Origin of the sequence: Bifidobacterium pseudolongum subsp. globosum (assembly GCF_004155535.1) — a bacterium.
GTDB classification, from domain to species: Bacteria; Actinomycetota; Actinomycetes; order Actinomycetales; family Bifidobacteriaceae; genus Bifidobacterium; species Bifidobacterium pseudolongum_C.
The window spans coordinates 48,786-69,249 of the sequence record NZ_RYUH01000017.1; the positions used below are offsets into that span (position 1 = coordinate 48,786).

Annotated in this window: 21 protein-coding genes; 8 read left to right on the plus strand and 13 right to left on the minus strand. The window is 64.1% G+C overall.

The annotated features are described in order from the left end of the window. Positions 1-50: 50 nt before the first annotated feature. From PG2093B_RS08675 to PG2093B_RS08685, 3 genes are all read right to left on the minus strand, one after another. Positions 51-1,499: an MFS transporter gene (locus PG2093B_RS08675; protein ID WP_129898154.1), complete on the minus strand. Its 1,449-nt coding sequence runs from the start codon at positions 1,497-1,499 to the stop codon at positions 51-53. 12 nt (positions 1,500-1,511) lie between these two features. Further along, entirely contained in the window at positions 1,512-2,468 is a 957-nt protein-coding gene (locus PG2093B_RS08680) for a nucleoside hydrolase (protein WP_129898155.1), read from the minus strand. A 173-nt stretch (positions 2,469-2,641) separates the two neighbouring features. Beyond that, positions 2,642-3,679, minus strand: coding sequence for a LacI family DNA-binding transcriptional regulator (locus PG2093B_RS08685; protein ID WP_129898156.1), 1,038 nt, complete (start codon positions 3,677-3,679; stop codon positions 2,642-2,644). Positions 3,680-3,805: 126 nt separating this feature from the next. On the opposite strand from PG2093B_RS08685, the gene trxB reads away from it, so the two are divergent. Beyond that, entirely contained in the window at positions 3,806-4,759 is a 954-nt protein-coding gene (gene trxB / locus PG2093B_RS08690) for a thioredoxin-disulfide reductase (RefSeq protein ID WP_129898157.1), read from the plus strand. 18 nt (positions 4,760-4,777) lie between these two features. Here trxB and PG2093B_RS09080 read toward each other — a convergent pair whose 3' ends face one another. The 5 genes from PG2093B_RS09080 to rsmG all read right to left on the minus strand — a co-directional run bounded on the left by PG2093B_RS09080 (position 4,778) and on the right by rsmG (position 9,228). After that, positions 4,778-5,263 (minus strand): YdcF family protein, encoded by a 486-nt coding sequence (locus PG2093B_RS09080; RefSeq protein WP_242502902.1) that lies wholly within the window; start codon positions 5,261-5,263, stop codon positions 4,778-4,780. Continuing rightward, positions 5,146-5,850, minus strand: coding sequence for a hypothetical protein (locus PG2093B_RS08695; RefSeq protein ID WP_242502899.1), 705 nt, complete (start codon positions 5,848-5,850; stop codon positions 5,146-5,148). The genes PG2093B_RS09080 and PG2093B_RS08695 overlap by 118 nt, the downstream gene beginning before the upstream one ends. Before the next feature lie 20 nt (positions 5,851-5,870). Next, the gene (locus tag PG2093B_RS08700) at positions 5,871-7,226 is read right to left on the minus strand and encodes a ParB/RepB/Spo0J family partition protein (protein WP_129898158.1); all 1,356 of its coding nucleotides are present in this window, start codon (positions 7,224-7,226) and stop codon (positions 5,871-5,873) included. 2 nt (positions 7,227-7,228) lie between these two features. Beyond that, the gene (locus PG2093B_RS08705; RefSeq protein ID WP_165369766.1) at positions 7,229-8,173 is read right to left on the minus strand and encodes a ParA family protein; all 945 of its coding nucleotides are present in this window, start codon (positions 8,171-8,173) and stop codon (positions 7,229-7,231) included. Positions 8,174-8,493: 320 nt separating this feature from the next. After that, on the minus strand, positions 8,494-9,228 hold the full coding sequence (gene rsmG / locus PG2093B_RS08710; RefSeq protein ID WP_129898160.1) for a 16S rRNA (guanine(527)-N(7))-methyltransferase RsmG: 735 nt from the start codon (positions 9,226-9,228) through the stop codon (positions 8,494-8,496). 158 nt (positions 9,229-9,386) lie between these two features. On the opposite strand from rsmG, the gene PG2093B_RS08715 reads away from it, so the two are divergent. Continuing rightward, positions 9,387-9,593, plus strand: a complete 207-nt coding sequence (locus PG2093B_RS08715; RefSeq protein ID WP_129898161.1) for a hypothetical protein — start codon at positions 9,387-9,389, stop codon at positions 9,591-9,593. Positions 9,594-9,604: 11 nt separating this feature from the next. Next, a complete protein-coding gene (locus tag PG2093B_RS08720) occupies positions 9,605-9,859 on the plus strand; it encodes a helix-turn-helix transcriptional regulator (RefSeq protein ID WP_129898162.1) in 255 nt (84 codons plus the stop codon). A gap of 19 nt (positions 9,860-9,878) precedes the next feature. On the opposite strand, the gene PG2093B_RS08725 is transcribed toward PG2093B_RS08720, so the two are convergent. The 5 genes from PG2093B_RS08725 to rpmH all read right to left on the minus strand — a co-directional run bounded on the left by PG2093B_RS08725 (position 9,879) and on the right by rpmH (position 12,950). Then, positions 9,879-10,424, minus strand: a complete 546-nt coding sequence (locus PG2093B_RS08725) for a protein jag (RefSeq protein ID WP_101393481.1) — start codon at positions 10,422-10,424, stop codon at positions 9,879-9,881. 679 nt (positions 10,425-11,103) lie between these two features. Then, a complete protein-coding gene (yidC, locus tag PG2093B_RS08730; protein ID WP_026643893.1) occupies positions 11,104-12,108 on the minus strand; it encodes a membrane protein insertase YidC in 1,005 nt (334 codons plus the stop codon). A gap of 10 nt (positions 12,109-12,118) precedes the next feature. Then, a complete protein-coding gene (gene yidD / locus PG2093B_RS08735; protein WP_054321385.1) occupies positions 12,119-12,403 on the minus strand; it encodes a membrane protein insertion efficiency factor YidD in 285 nt (94 codons plus the stop codon). A 20-nt stretch (positions 12,404-12,423) separates the two neighbouring features. Next, positions 12,424-12,798, minus strand: a complete 375-nt coding sequence (rnpA, locus tag PG2093B_RS08740; protein ID WP_129898163.1) for a ribonuclease P protein component — start codon at positions 12,796-12,798, stop codon at positions 12,424-12,426. A gap of 17 nt (positions 12,799-12,815) precedes the next feature. Then, positions 12,816-12,950, minus strand: a complete 135-nt coding sequence (rpmH, locus tag PG2093B_RS08745; protein ID WP_026643891.1) for a 50S ribosomal protein L34 — start codon at positions 12,948-12,950, stop codon at positions 12,816-12,818. Between the two features lie 327 nt (positions 12,951-13,277). Here rpmH and dnaA point away from each other — a divergent pair, with 327 nt between their 5' ends. The 5 genes from dnaA (at position 13,278) to gyrB (ending at position 20,417) form a co-directional block, all read left to right on the plus strand. Next, positions 13,278-14,870 (plus strand): chromosomal replication initiator protein DnaA, encoded by a 1,593-nt coding sequence (gene dnaA, locus PG2093B_RS08750; protein WP_101398076.1) that lies wholly within the window; start codon positions 13,278-13,280, stop codon positions 14,868-14,870. Positions 14,871-15,368: 498 nt separating this feature from the next. Then, complete coding sequence (dnaN, locus tag PG2093B_RS08755) at positions 15,369-16,493, plus strand: DNA polymerase III subunit beta (protein ID WP_101398077.1); 1,125 nt, start codon at positions 15,369-15,371, stop codon at positions 16,491-16,493. Between the two features lie 8 nt (positions 16,494-16,501). Then, the gene (gene recF / locus PG2093B_RS08760; RefSeq protein ID WP_129898164.1) at positions 16,502-17,650 is read left to right on the plus strand and encodes a DNA replication/repair protein RecF; all 1,149 of its coding nucleotides are present in this window, start codon (positions 16,502-16,504) and stop codon (positions 17,648-17,650) included. Beyond that, positions 17,647-18,153, plus strand: a complete 507-nt coding sequence (locus PG2093B_RS08765) for a DUF721 domain-containing protein (protein WP_129898165.1) — start codon at positions 17,647-17,649, stop codon at positions 18,151-18,153. Before recF ends, PG2093B_RS08765 begins: the two co-directional genes overlap by 4 nt. Positions 18,154-18,353: 200 nt before the next feature. Continuing rightward, entirely contained in the window at positions 18,354-20,417 is a 2,064-nt protein-coding gene (gyrB, locus tag PG2093B_RS08770; RefSeq protein WP_129898180.1) for a DNA topoisomerase (ATP-hydrolyzing) subunit B, read from the plus strand. Positions 20,418-20,464: the final 47 nt, after the last annotated feature.

Sequence of the window (20,464 nt, forward strand, 5' to 3'; positions counted from 1 at the left end):
GAAGACGAGTGGGCCCGCGCCGGCAACGGGTGCCGCGCGGGCCCATGGGGTCAGGCTTCGACCGGGCCTGGCTCGTGTTCTTCGGCCTTCGTCTCGCCTGCGTAGACCTTGCGGCGGATCAGCAGGAAGACCACGAGGCCGGCGGCGAGCACAAGGCCGCCGATGAGCAGCAGGTTGGCGTAGCCGGCGGACGAGCCGGAGGCGCCGGTGAACGACGAGCCGGCGAGCGCCTGCGTGGTCATGAGGCCACCGAAGATGGCGATGCCGATCGAGGCGGTCACGTTCATCACGAGGTCGTTCATGCCCACACCACGGCCGGACTGGTCGACCGGCAGGGTGTCGAGCACGGTGGCCACGAGCGGCGAATACATGAGGCCGCAGCCGGCGTAGTAGACGCATGCGCACAGCGTGAGCACCCAGAATCCGGCGTTGACGGCGAACGCGGAGCCGACGAACCCGGCGATCATGAGGCACGCGGCGACCACGATCGAGGCGGTCTGGCCGATGCGGCCGACGATGGCGCCCGAGCTCGTGCCCATGACGGTGGCCACGACGAAGGCCCACACGATGTACGCGGAGACCTGGCCGGTGCTCATGCCGTACACGTCAGCACCGATCGCGTTGAAGATCGGCGAGATGCAGTAGTTCGTGAAGTAGAACAGCAGGATCAGGCTGATCGCGAGGAGCCAGCGCACGTTCTTGAAGAACGCGGGGGTGATGAACGGGTTGCGGGCCTTGGCGATGTAGACACCGAACGCGATGAACAGCACCGCGGCCACGATGAGCATCCACCAGCTCATGTACGAGAAGAAGAGCGTCAGGAACGCCACGGCCACGCCGAAGACGGTGAAACCGACCCAGTCGATGCGGTCGCCGCTCGTGCCATGGCCGGGCAGCCACTTCATCAGGAACGGCAGGAACACGATCGATACGGCGGGAATCAGGAACAGGTACTGCCACGCCACCGAGCTGAGCAGGCCGGCGGCGAACACGCCGATGGCTGCGGAGAGCTGGTATCCGGCGGTGAACAGGCCGAAGAAGATCACCTTGAGGTGTGTGGCGAGGTACTTGGTGGCCATGACGAGGTACACCGAGCCGGCCACCTGGCCGCCGATCGTCTGCAGCATGCGGGCGATGATGACGACCCACAGACCGCCGTCGATGAAGTACGAGGCCACGAAGCCGAAGACGGAACCCACGAACAGCGTGAGCACCCCGAACACGACCATGCGGCGCAGTGAGACGAAATCGCTGAGCGACCCGTAGATGAACGAGACGATGCCGAGCACGATGCTCGGGATGGCGGTGATCAACGACGCCTGGTCGGCGGCGCCCACGTCGGCGCCGATCTGCACGAAGACGAGGTTGAACCCCTGCAGGCACAACGTGCCCATGATGAACGTGATGAGCAGCATGATGAGCGCCTTGACGGCGGTGCGGCTCGCGGTGCCCGGATCGGCATACGGGTCGATGGCACCCTTGGTGGTTGCGGTGGTCATCGTACTGTCCTTTCAGGCGGCGTTGGCGGCCAACGTGGAGATGCGGGTCATGAATTCGTCGAGGAAGCGCGGCACGTCGACGCCGACGGCGGCGTCCATCGTCTTGACGGGGTCGTTGAGGCGGGTCTCGTCACCGATTGTGCGGCCGCGGGTGGGGCCTTCCACGTCCACCTTCATGTTGATCGGCAGCGTGGTCACAAGCGTCGGGTCGACGGCCACGCCCACGGCGAGCGGGTCGTGCAGGCCGCAGCCGCCCAAGTGCGGGGCGGTCGTCTCGTAGGCCTTGATGTAGAAATCGGTCATGTCGGCCAGGAATGCGCCCGCCGGGGTGCCCAGGTCACGCCAACGCTGCGTCTCCTTGTAGGTGAGCAGCGTCTGCAGCGTCACGTCGAGGCCGACCATCGTGGCCGGGATGCCCGAGCGGAACACGCGGTTCGCGGCGTCCGGGTCCTGCGAGATGTTCGCCTCGGTCCAGGCGTTCACATTGCCGGGCACGGTGAGCGCGCCGCCCATCAGTACCACGCGGCCGATCTCATCGACGATTTCTGGGGCGCGGGCGATCGCAGCGTCGAGGTTCGTCAGCGGGCCGGTCGGCACATACACGAGGTCCTTGCCGTAGGTCTTCACGGCGTCGATGATGAAGTCGACGCCCGGGGTGCTCTCCGCCTCGCGCGTCGAGTCGGCGATGATGGCCTCCCCGATGCCGTTCTGGCCGTGGATGAAGCTCGAGATCTCGAGCACCTGGAACGAATCCGTGGTGCTGGAGTGGTCAAGGCCGCGGTAGACCTTGACTTCGGGGTGGCCGAGCAGTTCGGTGATCGCGAGCGCGTTGCGCACGCCCTGCTCCATCAGCACATTGCCGTAGGTGCCGGTGATGCCAATGAGTTCCACTTCCGGACTGCCAAGCGCGTACGAAATGGCAAGCGCATCATCGACGCCAGTGTCCAGATCAAGAATCATCTTCTTCATGGGTCCGTCCCTTCCTCATTGAAGTGGATCCGGCTGAGCCGGTCGGAGTGATAAAACGTTTTATCACTGCATTAACTTCATCATATCCCTTTCACGGGGCCCGTCAAATCCGTCAGCTGTCAGCGTGTTGCGCGCGCAGGCGGCACAGCCATGCGCTACACGCCTTGCAAGGGTCAGCGCAGGTCGCGCACGCTGCCTTTGTCCACAAGGTGCGGCGCAAGCACCCGCGTGCGCGGCTCGCCGAGCCACGGGTGGCCTTCGCCGGGCGCCCCGATGCGCGCCGAGAGCAGCTCCCATGCGGCGCGTGCAAGCTGCGCCACATCCTGCTCGACCGTCGTCACCTCGATCTGCATGCCGAAGCGTTCCATGATGTTGTCGTAGCCAATCACCGACATGTCCGCGGGCACGGAGAGCCCGCGTTCGCGCAGACCGCGCAGCAGGCCCATCGCCATCAGGTCGTTGCAGCAGAACACCGCCGTGGCGCCGTTGCCCACCATGGCGGCCGTGGCGGCGTACCCGCCGTCGAAACGGTAGTCGCCGGCCACGTCGAGCTCGGGGTCGAGCGGCACGCCGGCCTGCTCGAGCACGTCGGCGAACCCGCGCCGGCGGCGGTTGGCGCTGCCTTCGCGCCCGTCGCCCGAAATGCACCCGATGCGCGTATGCCCCGCCTCGAGCAGCCGGCGCGCGGCCAGGGCGCCGCCGAGCACATTGTCGAACCCCGCGCCGTCGCACCACTGTGCGGACACCAGACGGTCAATCAGCGTCACCGGGCACGGCACACGGCGCACATCCTCGCGCAGGCCCACCTCGTCGGCGTATGATTCGCGCGCGGGGATCAGGAACAGGCCGTCCACGCCGCGCGCCACCACATGCTGCAGCAGGTCGCGCTCCACCGCGCGCCGGTCGTTCGAATTCGCGATGACGAGCTCGTAGCCGGCCGCCTGGCACGATTCCTCGAGGCAGCGCGCGAGCGCGGCGAAGAACAGGTTCTCGATGTCGGGCACGATGAGCGCGATGAGCATCGTGCGCTTGGTGAGCAGGCTGCGCGCGTTCTGGTTGGGCACATACCGCAGCCGTTTGGCGGTTTCGATGATCTGCGCGCGTGTATCGTCGGAGACGCGCGCCAGCCGGTTGTTGAGCACAAGCGAGACGGTGGTGACCGAAACGCCCACTTCGTGCGCGATGTCGCGCAGGGTCGTGCGATGCGCCATGGCTCCTCCTCCCGCCGCGCGGTATGTGCAGGCGTACCCACATTATAGGGAGCGGCATGGGGCCCGGCGCATGAGCTGTGAGTGGAACCGCGGAACAAGCGGGCCGGCGGGCCTATTGTTGGGAGCATGAGTGAAATTCGTGACGTCATCATCATCGGATCCGGCCCCGCCGGATACACCGCAGCCATCTACCTGGGCCGTGCAGGACTCAAGCCGCTCGTCGTGGCGGGCGCGCTCACCCCGGGCGGCCAGCTCGTCAACACCACCGAAGTGGAGAACTTCCCCGGCTTCCCCGACGGCATCATGGGCCCCGACCTCATGGAGAACATGCAGCGCCAGGCCGAACGCTTCAATGCCGAGATCGTGTTCGACGACGTTGAATCCACGCGGCTCGACGAGACGATCAAGACGGTCACCTGTTCGGGCGGCGACGTCTACCAGGCGCGCGCCGTGATCATCGCCACCGGCTCGTACTACCGGCACCTCGATGTGCCCGGCGAAGAGGAATACTCCGGCAAGGGCGTCTCGTTCTGCGCCACATGCGACGGCTTCTTCTTCCGCGGCAAGCCGATCGTCGTGGTCGGCGGCGGCGACTCCGCGATGGAGGAGGCCGGATTCCTCAGCCGCTTCGGGTCGTCGGTCACGCTGCTGCACCGGCGCGACCAGTTCCGCGCCTCGCGGATCATGGTCGACCGCACGCTCGAGAACCCGGCGATCGACGTGATGATGAACACCATGGTGGAGCGCATCAACGGCGACGGCAAGGGCGTCACCTCGGTGAGCATCCGCAACGTCGTCAGCGGGGAGACGGGCGAACTGCCCGCGAACGGCGTGTTCATCGCCGCCGGCCAGGTGCCGCAGACCGGCTTCCTTGGCGGCGCGGTCGAACTCGACGACCACGGGTACGTCGTCGTCGAAGGCGCCTCCACGCACACCAATGTACCGGGCGTGTTCGCGGCCGGCGACTGCGCCGACCCGGTCTACCAGCAGGCGATCAGCGCCGCGGGCACCGGCTGCCGAGCCGCGCTCGACGTGCAGGCGTACCTCGAGTCGCTTGTGGTCGAGGCCGCGGAGGCGTAGGACACCCACCGCCGTGGCTCAGCTCGCCGGCATGATCCACTGGGCCATGCCGGCGAGCGCTGTGAGCCAGAGCGGCGTGAGCAGCACACACAGCACGACCACCTGCCGCTTGCGCGTCATGACGACGAACGCGATGAACTCGCGCAGCATCGCGTTGAGTGAGAAATACCATGTGGCCGCCGAGCCGTAGCCGACGGCGTCCATATGCAGCCGCTTGGAGATGAGCAGCGCGCGCAGCACGTGGTACCGTGTCGAGACGATTGCCGTCTTCCCGGTGGGGTCGGGGAACAGCCGTGCCGAGTATGCGAGATTCTCCTCGGTGTTGCGCGAGCGTTCTTCCGCGATCGTCCGCGACGGGTCCGCCCCGTGCTCCAGCGCCCACGCCATCATCGCGCGTCCTTCGGGGATGTCTTCGCCGGGCCCTTGGCCGCCGGAAAGGATGAGCACGGCGTGCGGGGCGTCATGCTGCAGCTGGATGCCTTTTCGGATGCGGTTGCCCAGCAGCGGCGGCACAGCCGTCCCGAAGATGCCCGAGCCCAGCACCACGATCTGTCTGAGTCCCTCGGCTTGCCCACATGCGCCAGATTGACGAACGCCGACAGGCAATAAATCGCGAGCTGCGCGGAGAAGAACAGCACACACGCGGACGCGAGCGCGAACAGCCACGTGGCCGCCGCATTGTGCACGAGCGACGCAAGATACGGGATGAGCGTCAGGTCCAACAGCACAAAGAGGCCGGCCGCAAGCGAAAGGCAATTGGCGGGCGACACACCCTCCCTGCGCAGCAGGCGGCAGCCCTCCGCGGTCAGGAACGCACCCAAGAGCACGGGGAAGGCGACGATGACGGCGGCCGCGAGCAGCCCAATCCACAGCATCACCGTGCGGATCCACTGGCTTGGCACAAGGTCCATCGTGTCGACGAAGAGGCACGCCGCGGTCACGCCGACCGTCATGATGAGCACGAACAGCGCGAACCCTGACCACAGCGAGCGGCGGTCGAACCGCACGATGAGCGCGAGGAACGCAAGCGCGCACAGCTGTGGGGCCCAAAGGAACACGTATGGCGGCGCCAACCACGCGGAATGCATCAAGGCATGCCTCCAGCCGCCGCTTACTGCGGGTCGAGGAGTGTGATGATGCGTTCCATCTCCTCCGGCGACGAGAACACGATCTCGATGCGCCCATGCTGTTCGGAGCCCTTGATGGAGACCTTGGTGTCGAAGCGCTTCTCCAGATTGAGCTGGATCGGCGACCCCGCCCATGGATTGTGCTTGTTCGCCTTCGGTTTCTTCGGCTGGTCGGCCGTCTGCATGGAGACGATCTCCTCGACGCTGCGCACGGAGAGACCCTCGTCCACAATGCGCTGGGCGAGCTTCTCCATGGCCGCGTCATCGGGCAGGCCGAGCAGCGCGCGCGCATGACCCGCGGAGATCTGCCCCGCCACCACGCGCTTCTGCACGCTCGCCGGCAGGTTCATCAGGCGCAGCGTGTTCGCGATCTGCGGGCGTGACTTCGACACCGACTTCGCAAGCTGCATCTGTGTGAGGCCGAACTCGTCGATCATCTGCTGGTATGCGGCCGCCTCTTCGAGCGGATTGAGCGCCACGCGGTGCAGGTTCTCGAGCAGGGCGTCGCGCAGCATGTAATCGTCCGCGGTCGTCTTGACGATCGCTGGGATCGTCTCCATGCCGGCGAGCTGCGATGCGCGCCAGCGGCGCTCGCCCATGATGAGCTCGTATTCGCTGTCCATGCGGTCGGCGAAGCGGTCGCCGCCCTCCTGCCGCGGCTGCGCGTGCACCGCGCGGATCTGCTCCACCGGGCGTTTGCGCACCACAATCGGCTGCAGCACGCCGACTTCCTTGATCGACTCCGCGAGCTCCTGCAGCTCGTCGTCGTTGAACACGGTGCGCGGCTGGTGCAGGTTCGGCCCGATCTGCGCGGTCTCGAGTTCCACAAGATAGCCGCCTTCGACCGGCTTGAGCCGCGGCTCGTCCGCCTGCTTCGCGTTGGCGTCGGCCTTCGTCACGATCGGCGTGCCGTCGAAGAACATGTCGCTTGGGTGGGCCATGTCGCCGATCGCCGGCATCGCGGCGCGCTTCGCGGACTTGGCTGCCGGTGCCTTGGCCTGCGGCTTGGCGGGTGCCTGCGCCACCGGCTTGTGCTCGGCGGCTTCCGGCTGCAGCGTCATCGGCGCCGCGAGCTTCGAGACGGTCTCCGCATGGCGCGTCATCTCGCCCATCGACGGAATCGTCGATTCGAGGGGCGAGATCGGGCCTGCCGGCTTGTCCGCTTCGTCGGGCTGCGCCTTGCGTGCGCGCGTGGGCTGCGCGGCGGCCGCACGCTTGCGCGCCGGCTGTGGCGCGGGCACCGCCGGCTCAGCTTCGGCGGCCGGCTTGGCCGGCTCTTCGCCCGGCAGTGACGGAAACAGCGCACCGAGCCCTCGGCCCAAACGTGATTTCGATGCCATAATCAGTTCTCGTTTCTCCTCGATGCAAGGGTTTCCAGGACCACCGTGGACCGGCTGTTGAGTTCGTACGCGGCTTCGCGGTACGAGACCGCGCCTTTGCCGCGCGGATCGTACGAGATCACACTCTGGCCGAAGCTCGGCGCCTCCGAGATCTTGACCGTGCGCGGGATCGTCGTGTCGAGCACGATGCTCGGGTAGTGCGTTTTGACTTCCTCGTACACTTCGCGGCTGAGCAGCGTACGGCGGTCGAACATCGTCACGAGCATCGTGGAGACGAGCAGTTCGGGGTTGAAGTTCGACTGCACGAGGCCGATCGTGTTGATGAGCTGGCCCAGGCCTTCGAGCGCGTAGTATTCCGCCTGGATAGGGATGAGCATCTCGTTGACCGCGCACATCGCGTTGATCACGAGCAGGCCGAGGCTCGGCGGGCAGTCGACGAACACATAGTCGTAATGCACGGGCGTCTGCTCCAGGAACGCGTTGAGCGCGTTGCGCATCAGGTTGTTGCGGTCGGGCATGTCGGCGAGCTCAAGGTCGGCGCCGGAAAGGTCGATCGAGGCCGGCACCACCTGCAACGTCTCGAATTCGGGGCACGTCTGCATCACGTCGGCGATCGTGGCGCGACCTTCGATCACGTCGTAGACGGACGGGTCGCCCGAGTTGTGCTTGGCGCCGAGCGCGGTGGAGGCGTTGCCTTGCGGATCCATGTCCACCACGAGTACGCGCATGCCGGCGAGGGCCAGCGCCGCCGCCACGTTCACCGCGGTGCTCGTCTTGCCCACGCCGCCCTTCTGGTTCGCCACCGCGATGCGGCGCGTCTGGGCCGGCGGGTCGAACACGGCTTCGTTGATGCGCTCGTAGCGCGCCGAAAGCCCGGCGATCTCCGAGCCGACGCCGGACTGGTCGTCGGAGAAGATGCGTGCGATGGTTTCGGTTGCGCTTTCCATGCCGGGGGTGTTCCCTTGCTGAGTCACGAAGACGGACCTCCTCTAAGTCGCAATACGTTACAGTCTCTTCACTCGTATGGACAGATTCACGGGGTGTTTCACGGTTTCACACCCTTGTGGATTGGATGTGGATAACTGTGGATGATGTGTGGATATACTGCGTGGCCAGCATATTGCACGGTGAGTGAAACCGCAATGATTCCAATAGGTTGCGGGTATTTCGATTTCATCTTCCACCGATTGTGGATAACTTTTTCAGCCACACAAAACCTGTGGATAACTCATGTGAATCCACACCATGCACACCACTCGCGCTCCACTCAGCGCTTATCGACGATCACCACTTGCGTCGATTCGAAGCCATCGGCAACCGGCGCGGTCACCACGCGCGGCTTGATGCCGCCGAAACGCTTGATCATCGGCTTCGCCTTGTCGATCTCGGCCTGCGCGGAACGGCCTTTGAGCGCCACAAGCGCACCCTTCGGCTCCACGAGCGGCAACGCCCATCCGGCGAGCTTCGTCATCGGCGCCACTGCGCGGCATGTCACTACGGCGAACGGGTGCGTGACCGACTGGTACATGCCATCGGTCACCGCCACTTTTCCACGGCCCTGGCCGTTGTGCACGCGCAGCGAGGCGATCGCCTCTTCGGCGCGGCCACGCACGACCTTCACGTTGGCCAGCCCCATGGCGTCCACACATTCGTTGAGCCATTCTATGCGCCGCTCCATCGGTTCGATCAGGGTGACCATACGGTCAGGCAGCATCGCGGCGATCACAAGCCCCGGGAATCCCCCACCGCTGCCCAGGTCGGCCACGGTCTTGAATTGGCGCCCTTCGGTCTTTTCCGCCACAAACGGCACGATCGCGGCGGAATTGAGCAGATGGCGCTCCCAGAGGATGTCCACGTCACGCGGGCCGATCAAACCACGCTCCTCGCCTTCGGCCTGCAGTTTCCCGTGAAACACCTCGATTTTCGGCAGCGCCTCGCCGAACACGGCCTGCAGCACAGGCGAATTGGCGAGCTGCCCGTCGGTATGGATCTCAACACTCATAACGCACCATCCTACCGCGAGCCGGCCTTGAGTGCGCAACGCCGCGCATGTCAAGCCATCTTGACACGCCAAAGTCAACTCGACTTGACACAACCGCACAGACGGCCCACACTCAAAGGGTCAAGTTCACTTGGCATTTCCGTTTGGAGGCGATTAGCATGAAGACCAAGGAAGAGACCCTCAAGGCAGCCCAGCAGAACCAGGACACGACGTCATTCAAGGGCCGCAAGCGCGACGACGAACGCGCGCAGGCGATTCGCTATCAATCGTTCAGAACGGCGTGGATCGCCGGGGGCATCGCCCTGATCGCATTCTCCGTACTCGCGATGCTGGGTATGCACTCCCCCGCCTCGATCTTCCACTGATGGAGGCGGCCATGAACTCACAGCTCGTACTCATCAACCACCTGCGCGAACTACGCACCGCACGCCACCTTTCGCAGAAAGAGCTCGCACAGATGGTCGGCGTCTCGCGCCAGACGATCAACTCGATCGAAAACACCCAATACAACCCCACGGCAAAGCTTGCGCTGCTGCTGTGCATCGCGCTCGACTGCAAGTTCGAAGATCTGTTCGCCTTCGAGTGCCCCATGCACAAGGCGCCCCGGTACCGCGGTACCGGGGCGCCTTGATGCGCATACGGCCAAGCCGTCAGTCCTCGACGACATACTCCTCGTCGTCCTCGAATTCGTCGTCGTCCACGGCCTCGTGCTTGAGGTAGACGGTCACGTAGCGCTTCGGCTCCTCGCCGTGCGAACGCGAGCGCAGGCCCTCGTCGCGCACCACATCGTGGATGATCTTGCGCTCGAACGAGTTCATCGGCTTCAGGTCCACCGGTTCACCGGTCTCGCGCACATCGTCGACCGCGTCGAGCGCCATGTCGCGCAGGATCTGGCGGCGGCGCTTCAAAAAGCCGTCCACATCCACGATCAGGTGCGAGCGTTCGCCGGTCTGCTGCTGCACCGCCAGGCGGCACAGCTGCTGGAGCGCGTCGACCACTTCGCCATTGCGCCCGATCAGGTGCTTGATGTCGGTGTCGTCGTCGGCCACGATCTGCACCATCGGGCGGTTGTTGCGCACGCCCATCTCGATGTCGCCTTCGTAATCGGCCACGTCGAGCAGTCCCTCGAGGTAGTCTGCGGCGATGTCCGCCTCTTCATTGAGCTGTTCGATCGTCTTTTCGTCGTCCTGCACCATAACTGCTCCTTCGTTCATAGCCCGGACATGGGGTCTTTAGGCGCGCCCGGGCCGATGTGCGCGGGCGCCCGTACTTACACAGGTCGTTCCAAGTGTAAAACAACGGTATGGAACAACACGCACCGGCATCAAAATATCCGGCATATGGGGCGCGACGTGGTGGTTGCGCTGCGGGTGTGCCGTTGCGGCAGAGATCGCGCCGAGGAGCTCCCCCACCCTCCCGTCTATAGCCTCGTTACGCGGAATTCGCATCAACCACATGGGACACGCATGCACGGAAGTCATGCAATACGCACCGGCGGATGACAAAACTCTAGGCAGTACCGAGGAAAGTCATGCAGCAAGCACCGCCGGATGACGAACGTCAGAATGGTACTGACAAAAGTCATATCCAAGGCCCCTAGGCATGACAACCGTCTGCGACCCCACGCGGCAGCAATGCGGGATGTTGCCGAGTATGACCAACCTCTGCACCTCTTCGAGGATAGTCATGCGATACGCACTGTCGAATGAGAAACCTCTAAGCAGTACCGAGGAAAATCATGCAGCAAGCACTGCCGGATGACGAACGTCAGGATGGCACTGGTGGAAGTCATGCAACACGCACCGGTATTAGAATATCCCCGCGCCCATCGGGTGACGGGCGCGGGGATATTCGTGGATTCGCAGCGGACGGCGCTTACTTCTTGCGGCGGTTCTTGCGCTGCGGCTGCTGGCGCTGATGGCCCTGCGAGGCCTTGCGCTCGGCCTCCTGCTTGGCCTCGATGAGCTTCTCCTCCTCGATCGACGGCAGGCCCTTGGCGGCGCGGCGCTTGTTCTCGTTGTCGTGGTCGCGCTTCTCCTTGTCCTCGGCGGCCGGCGAGCCCGGGGTCGGGAACTCGTGCAGCTGCCAGAACGAACGCAGCAGGTTGCAGATGTTGTTGGCGAGCCAGTAGACGAGCACGGCGAACGGCATGGCCACACCGGAGAAGATGTACATGACCGGGAACACCCACAGCATCATCTTCTGCATGCGTTCGGTCTGCTTGTTCATCGAGGCGGGCGCGGTGTTGCGGCGCATCGTGTTCCACTGCATGTACCACAGGCACGCACACATGGCGAACACGAAGATGCCAATGACGATCTTGCCGCTTGTGCCGGCCGTGGTGAACGTGTCGGAGACCTTGGTGCCGAAGAACGTGGTCGAGGAGAACTCCTGCGCGGTGGCCACGTCAAAGGCGCCCAGTGGCGCACGCTTGCCGCGGGCGATGTACGGAATGGCCGAAAGCACGTAGAACATGCACATGAAGACCGGGCCCTGGATGAGCATCGGAAGGCACGACCCCGCCGGATTGGCGTTGTTGTCCTTGTAGAGCTTCATCATCTCGCGCTGCATCGCCTCTTTGCTCGCGGGATCGTTCTTGCCCTTGTACTTGTTCTGGATCTTCATCATCTTCGGCTGGATCGCCTGCATGCCGCGCATCGACTTCATCTGCTTGTAGAACAGCGGGAAGACGCAGGCCTGCACCACAATCACGAGGAAGATGATCGAGAGCACCCAGGAAAGGCCCACGGCCGGCATGCCGATGAGCGTGAGCAGTTTGTGGAACCAGTACATGACCTGCGTCATGAGCCACTCCACCGGGGTCAGCAGCTTGTACAGCCACCCCCAGAATCCGCTATCCAAAAGAAAATTATCCGACATATCTGGCCGTTCACTCCTTCTCGTCGTGAGGCAATGGGGTCAGCCGCGGCTCTTCGTGCGCGCGTGACCAAGAAAATCTGTAGAACAATGAGAACCGCTGCGGCACATCATCGATGCCACCCGCACTCCATGGACGGCAGCGCAGCAGGCGCAGTGCGGCAAGCAGGCCGCCGCGGAACGCCCCGTACCGGCCGATGGCCTGGAGCGCGTAGTTGGAACATGAGGGGTAATAACGACATGAGGGCGGGGTATTCGCCGAAATCCGCCGTTGGTACCAGCGGATGCAGCGAATCATCACCTGCCCTGCATGTAATGTCACGATTGGCCTGCCGACTGATCCGTCTTCTTATGCACCGCGCGGAACAGCTGCGCCATCTGCGCGTCGAGTGACGCGAACTGCGCGCCCGCCGCGCTCGGCTTGGCGCGCAATACGATGTCGCATTGCCCGGGCAGCTCATGTTCGTACCGCCGGGCGAGCACGCGAAAGCGACGTTTGACCGCGTTGCGCGTGACCGCGTTGCCCACTGCCTTGGAAACGGCCAGACCGACGCGCGCGTCCGGCCCCACGTTGCCGCGGGTGCGCTCACCTGCGGCGCGCATGCGGTAATGCAGCACGATGTCGTGGCTTGACACGCGGTGGCGGTGGCGCAGGACGGCTACGAATTCGCGGTGGCTCTTGAGCCGTTCCACTTCGCCGTCAGATGGAATCAGGCGGAGAGGGTCTTGCGGCCCTTGGAACGACGACGATTGATGATGGCGCGGCCGGCGCGGGTGCGCATGCGGGCGCGGAAGCCGTGCTTCATGTGACGGCGGCGGTTGTTCGGCTGGAAGGTCCTCTTCATGGTTGATGCTCCCGTTAAAACGTACGCGCCATGTTTCACGCATGGCGCTTCTTGACACAATCCCTACTAATCTACCGATACCCCTACCCCGCGGGGAGGGCGGCTCCAAGTCAGCCTACGACACAGCCGCAACCGCGGTGGATGCGCGGGGCGGAAAATCCACAGAATCGTTGCAATCTATGGGGAAACTCGCGCGGAGTTATCCACAAACTACACCAATGTTATTCACAAATCCAGTGTTTTCAACACGCAAGCATGTGGATAACTTCCTTCAGTCGGAGTAAATATATGCTGTTAGGTTTTTCTGATGACAGTGGAGATGCAGCTATGAGCGGAGACAATCTCGATCCGGGCACCCAATCGGCCCTGATCTGGTCGAACACGCTTACCCTTCTACGCGGCAACGCGACACTGTCCACCCGGCAGAAGGGGTGGTTCGAAGGCGTACTGCCCGAGGCGATCTACGGCACCACAATCATTCTGGCCGTGGAGAACAACGAAACTCAGCGCATGCTGCAGACCGACCTCAACTCCGTGCTGCTGCAGGCGCTCAAAGTGGCCAACGGCGGCATCGAACTGTTCCCCGCGTTCAAGATCCTGCAACCCTCCGCGCGCGCCCCGCAGCCCGAGGCGCAGGCCGAGCCGCGCATCCCCGAGGCCGAACGCGCGCCGAGCCGCGCGAAGCCGGCCGCGGACGAGGCCGCGCCGCGCGGTTCCGCCGCCCCGGCCAAGCCCGCCACGCATTACGACGAGGCCGTGGTGCAGACCTTCGAAGACATCATGCCCGGCACGAACTTCGACATGCCCGCATCCACCGGCTCGTTCCAGCAGGTGCCGATGAAGGACCGCCAGCGCAAGCCGTCGCTCGACCCGGAGACGCACCTCAACCGCAACGACACGTTCGACACCTTCGTGCCCGGCGATTCGAACCGTTTCGCGCGCACCGTGGCGCTCGCCGTGGCGGAAGGCTCGGGCCAGGACTTCAACCCCTTGTGCATCTACGGCGGATCGGGCCTGGGCAAGACCCATCTGCTCAACGCGATCGGCAACTACGCGCTGCTCAAGCAGCCCGGCACGCGCGTGCGCTATGTGACGAGCGAGGAGTTCACCAACGAGTTCATCGACTCGCTGCGCGCCGACAAGGCGAGCGGAGAAAGCCGCATCAACGAGTTCAACCGCAAATACCGCGAGATCGACGTGCTGCTCATCGACGACATCCAGTTCCTGGGAGACAAGGAGTCGACGCTTGAGCAGTTCTTCCACACGTTCAACTCGCTCTACCAGAACAACAAGCGCATCGTCATCGCGTCCGACGTGCCGCCGAAGAACCTCAAGGGCTTCGAATCACGCCTCATCTCGCGCTTCGAACAGGGCCTGACCGTCGACGTCAAGCCGCCGGACCTCGAGACGCGCATCGCGATCCTGCGCATGCTCGTCTCCACGAACGGCACATATGTGCCCAACGACGTGCTGGACCTGATCGCCGAGCGGTTCACCGACAACATCCGCGAGCTCGAGGGCGCGCTGAACCGTGTGACGGCGCTCGCCTCGCTCAACAACCAGCCGGTCACGCGCATCCTCGCCGAGCAGACGCTGCAGGACTTCTTCTCGACCGACATCGAGCTCAAGCCGACCGACATCATCGGCCGTGTGGCGAAGTATTTCCACCTCACATTCGACGACCTCGTGGGCCCCACCCGCACCAAGAACGTGACAATCGCACGCCAGATCGCCATGTACCTGACGCGCGACCTGACGAGCATGAGCCTCGTGAACATCGGCCAGGTGTTCGGCGGGCGTGACCACACCACGGTCATGCATAACTGCAAGACGATCTCGGAAGGCATGAAAGACAATCCGCAGATTTACACGTATGTCACCGAGCTGACACTGCAGCTGCGCCAGCGCATCAGCGAATAGCTTGGGCGCGCCGTATACTGGGTTGTTCGTGTGCCCATCCACAGGCCGCCGTGGATGTTCCGCCGGCGCGACACACCGGCGGGTGTGTCGCGGCGAAAAAAGTTATCCACATGGTTATGCACATATGTGGGTAACTTCAGGGGATAACCCGTGGAAAACTGCCAAAATTGCGTGGATGCACCGTGGATGAATCCACAAAAAATGTGGATAATTCGCCTGCCTTCTTGCAATGGTGGATAACTCGACTATTTATCCACATTATCCACAGCGGTTATCCACATATGCAAGTTGTCCACGATCCCCATGGTGGAAAGGCTTTCGCAGGTTATCCACAAATCCACAGCCGTTATTATTACGATTATTCCTTACCCACTTAAAACTCATCACCATCTTCATAACTCCGCGCGGCAATCCACACCAAGCAGTGAGAGAACAAGCGCGCAAACTCGCTAGAATGAACTTCAGACAGCACCACCAGTCACCAATGCAGGGAGCAGCATGAAAGTCGAAGTCAATTCCGCCTCGTTCGCAGACGCCGTGGCATGGACCACGAGTGTGCTCAACGCACGCCCCACCAATCCCATCCTTTCCGGTGTGAAATTGGAAGCAACGGAGGGGACGCTGCGTCTTTCGGCGTTCACCTATGAGATTTCCGCCCGTGACCATGTGGAGGCCGGTGTGGATGAGGAAGGCACTGTGGTGGTGCCGGGCAAACTGCTCGCCGACATCAGCAAGTCGCTGCCTTCCGAAAAGGCCTACATGCAGACCAACGGCTCCACGCTGCAGATCACCTCGGGCAAGTCCACGTTCACGTTGCAGCTCATGCCCGAAACCGAATACCCGGACCTGCCGCAGCTGCCCCCGCAGCTCGGCCAAGTGGACGCGCAGACCTTCACGCAGTCGGTGAACCAGGCCGCTGTGGCCGTGGCGCGCGACGAAAGCCGCCCGGTGCTCACCGGCATCCAGATGCGCTTCGAAGGCGATTCGGTCACCATGTCGTCGACCGACCGCTTCCGCCTGTCACGCTCCACATTCCAGTGGACGCCGCAGAGCGACGACCTGAGCACAATCGCGCTCGTCGGCGGCTCGCACCTGCGCGACATCTCCCGTTCCATCGACGAGCACCAGAACGTGATCGTCTACCTGGACCCGCAGAACCCCTCGCTCCTCGGCATCGAGAACGCCGGCCGCATCTCCACCGTGCAGCTCATCGACGGCGAATTCCCCAACGTGGACAAGCTGTATGCCGACTCCTACCCCATCCACGTCGTCATCGACAAGCAGGCGCTGCTCGACGCGATCAAGCGCGTCTCGCTCGTGGCCGAACGCAACGCCCCCATCCGCATGGTGTTCGCCGGCCAGGAGCTCACGCTCTCGGCCGGCGCCGCGGACGAGGCCTCCGCGAACGAGATCCTCGACGTGGACCTGGACGGCGAAGACATCACCGTGGCGTTCAACCCGAACTACCTGCGCGAGGGCCTGAGCGCCATCGCCGAACCGTTCGTGCGCATGAAGATGACGACGGCGATCAAGCCGGTCGAATTCAACGGCCAGCAGGAGTCCGATTCCGAGGAATCGCTCGCCTACCGCTACCTGCTCGTGCCGATGCGCTTCGGCAACTGACGCGCATCATGGTTGTTTCGCGCTTGGCGCTCGACCATTTCCGGTCATGGGATCATTGCCTGCTCGACCTGGCCCCCGGCGTCACCATCCTGCAGGGGGCCAACGGCCTGGGCAAGACCAACATCGTGGAGGCGCTCGAAGTGCTCGCCACCGGGTCGAGCCACCGCGCCACGTCGTCGCTGCCGCTCGTGCAGCGCGGCCACACGCAGGCCACGATCCGCGCGAACGTCAGCGACGACCCGGGCGAACCGCCCACCACGATCGAGGCGACGATCCGCGCGAAAGGCGCCAACCGCGCGCGCATCAACGGCGGCTCGTCGCGCTACATGCGCGACATCGCCGGCATGATCCCGCTCGTCACGTTCACGCCGGACGACCAGAGGCTTGTGGCGGGCGATCCGGGCGCGCGCCGGCAGTTCATGAACCAGACCGCGTCGATGCTCATGCGCGGCTATGCGGACCAGTTGCAGCGCTTCACGCACGTCGCCAAACAGCGCGCCGCCCTGCTCAAACAGCTCGGCGCGGCCGAACGCGGCTTCGACGCCTACCGCGACACCGCGCTGACCGGTCTGGAGATCTGGACCGGCCAATACATCGAGCTCGGCCTGCAGATCACGCGTGCGCGCATCGACCTTGTGGAGCGCCTGCAGCAGCCCTTCGCCGACCTCGTGGCGCGGCTCTCGGGCGCCGGCGAGCAGGCGTCGCTGCTGTATGAGCCGTCGTTCGCCGAAGCGCTCGACGGCGACGATCCGGCGGCGCGGATCAGCCAGCACTTCCAGCGGCTGTACGCGGGCGAAGTGGCGCGCGGGCAGAATCTGATCGGCCCGCAGCGCGACGAGCTCGTGGTGCAGCTCAACGGCATGCCCGCGCGCGAATTCGCGTCGAACGGCGAGATGTGGACGCTCGGACTGGCGCTCAAAATGGCCGTCTACGAACTGCTCAATCAGGAATACGGCACGCAGCCCGTGGTGATCCTCGACGACGTGTTCGCCCAGCTCGACGAGACTCGGCGCGCGCAGATCCTCGCCTTCGCGCAGGCGCAGCGGCAGGTGATCATCACCGTGGCCGCGGCTTCCGACATTCCGCCGATCGCCGGCGCGCACGTGATCGACGTGCACGATCTGCGCGCCCGCATGGAGCACGGGGAGGACGCATGATCCGCGAACCAGTGGCGGTGGCGCTCCACCTCGACGAACGCAAACTCGGCGCGCAGGAGTTCAAACGCCTGAGCGACCGCGCCGGGCTGATCCGCGAACGGCGCATCAAACGCGAGCAGGCGCGCGAGAACTTCGGCAAACCGGGGCGCGACGTGCGCGGGTTCGGCGGTGTGATGTCCGGATTCCTGCAGCGCGCCGGCTGGCTCCCCCACATGCAGATCGCCGCGCTGACCGAGGACTGGGCGTCGATCGTGGGCGATGTGCTCGCCGCGCACACACGCGTGGAGCGGCTCGCCGACGGCGTGCTCACGATCAGCACGGAATCGCCCGCATGGACCCAGCAGGTGCAGTTCCTGCGCCCGCAGATCCTCGAGAAAGTGCGCAAGACACTCACTGGACTGACTGTGGACGAAGTGCGCGTGGTCGGGCCGCAGGCGCACGGGCCGGGCATGCGCAAACGGTTGTATGTACAACACAATATGAGGCCGCCGCGCGAACGGTGAGGCGGCGATGATCCGCGTGAAAATCCACAGCGAGCCCGCTGCGTGGAGACGTCCCTATGCGCAAGTAGAATACTTAGTAGACTACCTAAACGCCTAGAAGGGCGTTTTATTTGTGTTTTAGGGCATATCGCCCTGCGCATAACCCTTCACGGCGAACGCAGAAAGGAATCTCTGTGACAGATCTTGCGGACGATTCGAAGATGGAATCCCCCGAGTCCGGCGATCCAGCCAACGACCAGCTGACCGATGCGCAGCTCGACGACACCCTCTCGCCCGACCATTACGACGCGAGCGATTTGCGCGTGCTCGAAGGCCTTGAGGCAGTGCGCATCCGCCCGGGCATGTACATCGGCTCCACCGGCCCGCGCGGCCTGCACCACCTGGTGTACGAGATCGTCGACAATTCGGTCGACGAGGCGCTCGCCGGCTACGCCTCGCACATCGAGGTGACGATTCTGCCCGACAACGGCATCCGCGTCGTCGACGACGGCCGTGGCATCCCGGTCGACGAAGTGCCGGGCGAAGGCGTCTCCGGCGTGGAGACGGTCATGACGAAGCTGCACGCCGGCGGCAAGTTCGGCGGCGGCGGTTACGCGGTCTCCGGCGGCCTGCACGGCGTGGGCATCTCCGTCGTCAACGCGCTCTCGACGCGCGTCGACATCGAAGTGCGCCGCCAGGGCTATTACTGGACGCAGACCTACGTGAACCAGCACCCCACCGCGCCGCTCAAGCAGGGCCGCGCGATGCGCGACGACGAGACGACCGGCACCTCGGTCACGTTCTGGCCCGACCCGAAGATCTTCGAGACCACGATCTACGACTTCGAGACGCTGCGCAGCCGCTTCCAGCAGATGGCGTTCCTGAACAAGGGCCTCAAGATCACGCTCACCGACATGCGCGAAACCGAGGTGCAGGGCGACGAGGTGACCGGCGACGGCGACAACGCCGCCGAGGAGCTGCACCAGACCGTCACGTACCAGTACGCGAACGGCATCAAGGACTACGTGGACTACATGGTCAAGCTGCGCAAGGCCACGCCGATCGAGCCCGATGTGATCGACATCGAGTCGGAGGACCTGCAGATCGGCATCTCCGCCGAAATCGCCATGCAGTGGACCACCGCGTACTCCGAGTCCGTGCACACCTTCGCGAACACGATCTCCACGACCGAGGGCGGCACGCACGAAGAGGGCTTCCGCGCGGCGCTCACGAGCATGGTGAACCGCTACGCGCGCGACAAGAACATCCTCAAAGAGAAGGACGACAACCTTTCCGGCGACGACGTGCGCGAAGGCCTGACCGCGGTCATCTCGGTGAAGCTGACGAACCCGCAGTTCGAAGGCCAGACGAAGACGAAGCTCGGCAACTCCGAGGCGAAGACCTTCGTGCAGCGCGTGATGAACGAGAAGCTCGGCGACTGGTTCGATTCGCACCCCACCGAGGCGAAGAACATCATCCAGAAGGCCATCGAGGCCTCGCGCGCCCGCATCGCCGCCAAGAAGGCGCGCGAGAACACACGCCGCAAGTCGATCTTCGAATCCGCCGGCATGCCCGACAAGCTCAAGGACTGCCAGTCGAACGACCCGAGCGAGTGCGAGCTGTTCATCGTCGAGGGCGATTCGGCAGGCGGCTCGGCCATCCAGGGCCGCAACCCGATCACGCAGGCGATCCTGCCGTTGCGCGGCAAGATCCTCAACACCGAGCGCGCGAGCCTCGACCGCATGATGAAGTCGGACACGATCGAGTCGCTCATCACCGCGATCGGCGGCGGCTACGGCGAGGACTTCGACATCGACAAGGTGCGCTACCACAAGGTCATCATCATGGCCGACGCCGATGTGGACGGCGCGCACATCGCCACGCTGAACCTGACGCTGTTCTTCCGGTACATGCGCCCCATGATCAACGCGGGGTACGTGTATGTGGCCATGCCGCCGCTGTACCGCCTCAAGTGGACCAAGGGCCCGCACGACTTCGTGTACACCGACGCCGAGCGCGACCGCGTGCTCGCCGAAGGCAAGGCGAACGGCCGCACACTGCCGAAGGGCGAAGGCATCCAGCGCTACAAGGGCCTGGGCGAGATGAGCTACCAGGAACTGTGGGAGACCACGATGGACCCGGCCAACCGCGTGCTCAAGCAGGTGCACATCGAAGACGCGCTGCAGGCCGACGAGACGTTCTCGATGCTCATGGGCGACGAGGTGGAGCCCCGCCGCCTGTTCATCCAGCGCAACGCGCACAACGCCCGCTGGATCGACGCCTGACGCGCGGTTTTTGGAATGTGAACGGAACACTAGGTTAAGGACTTCAA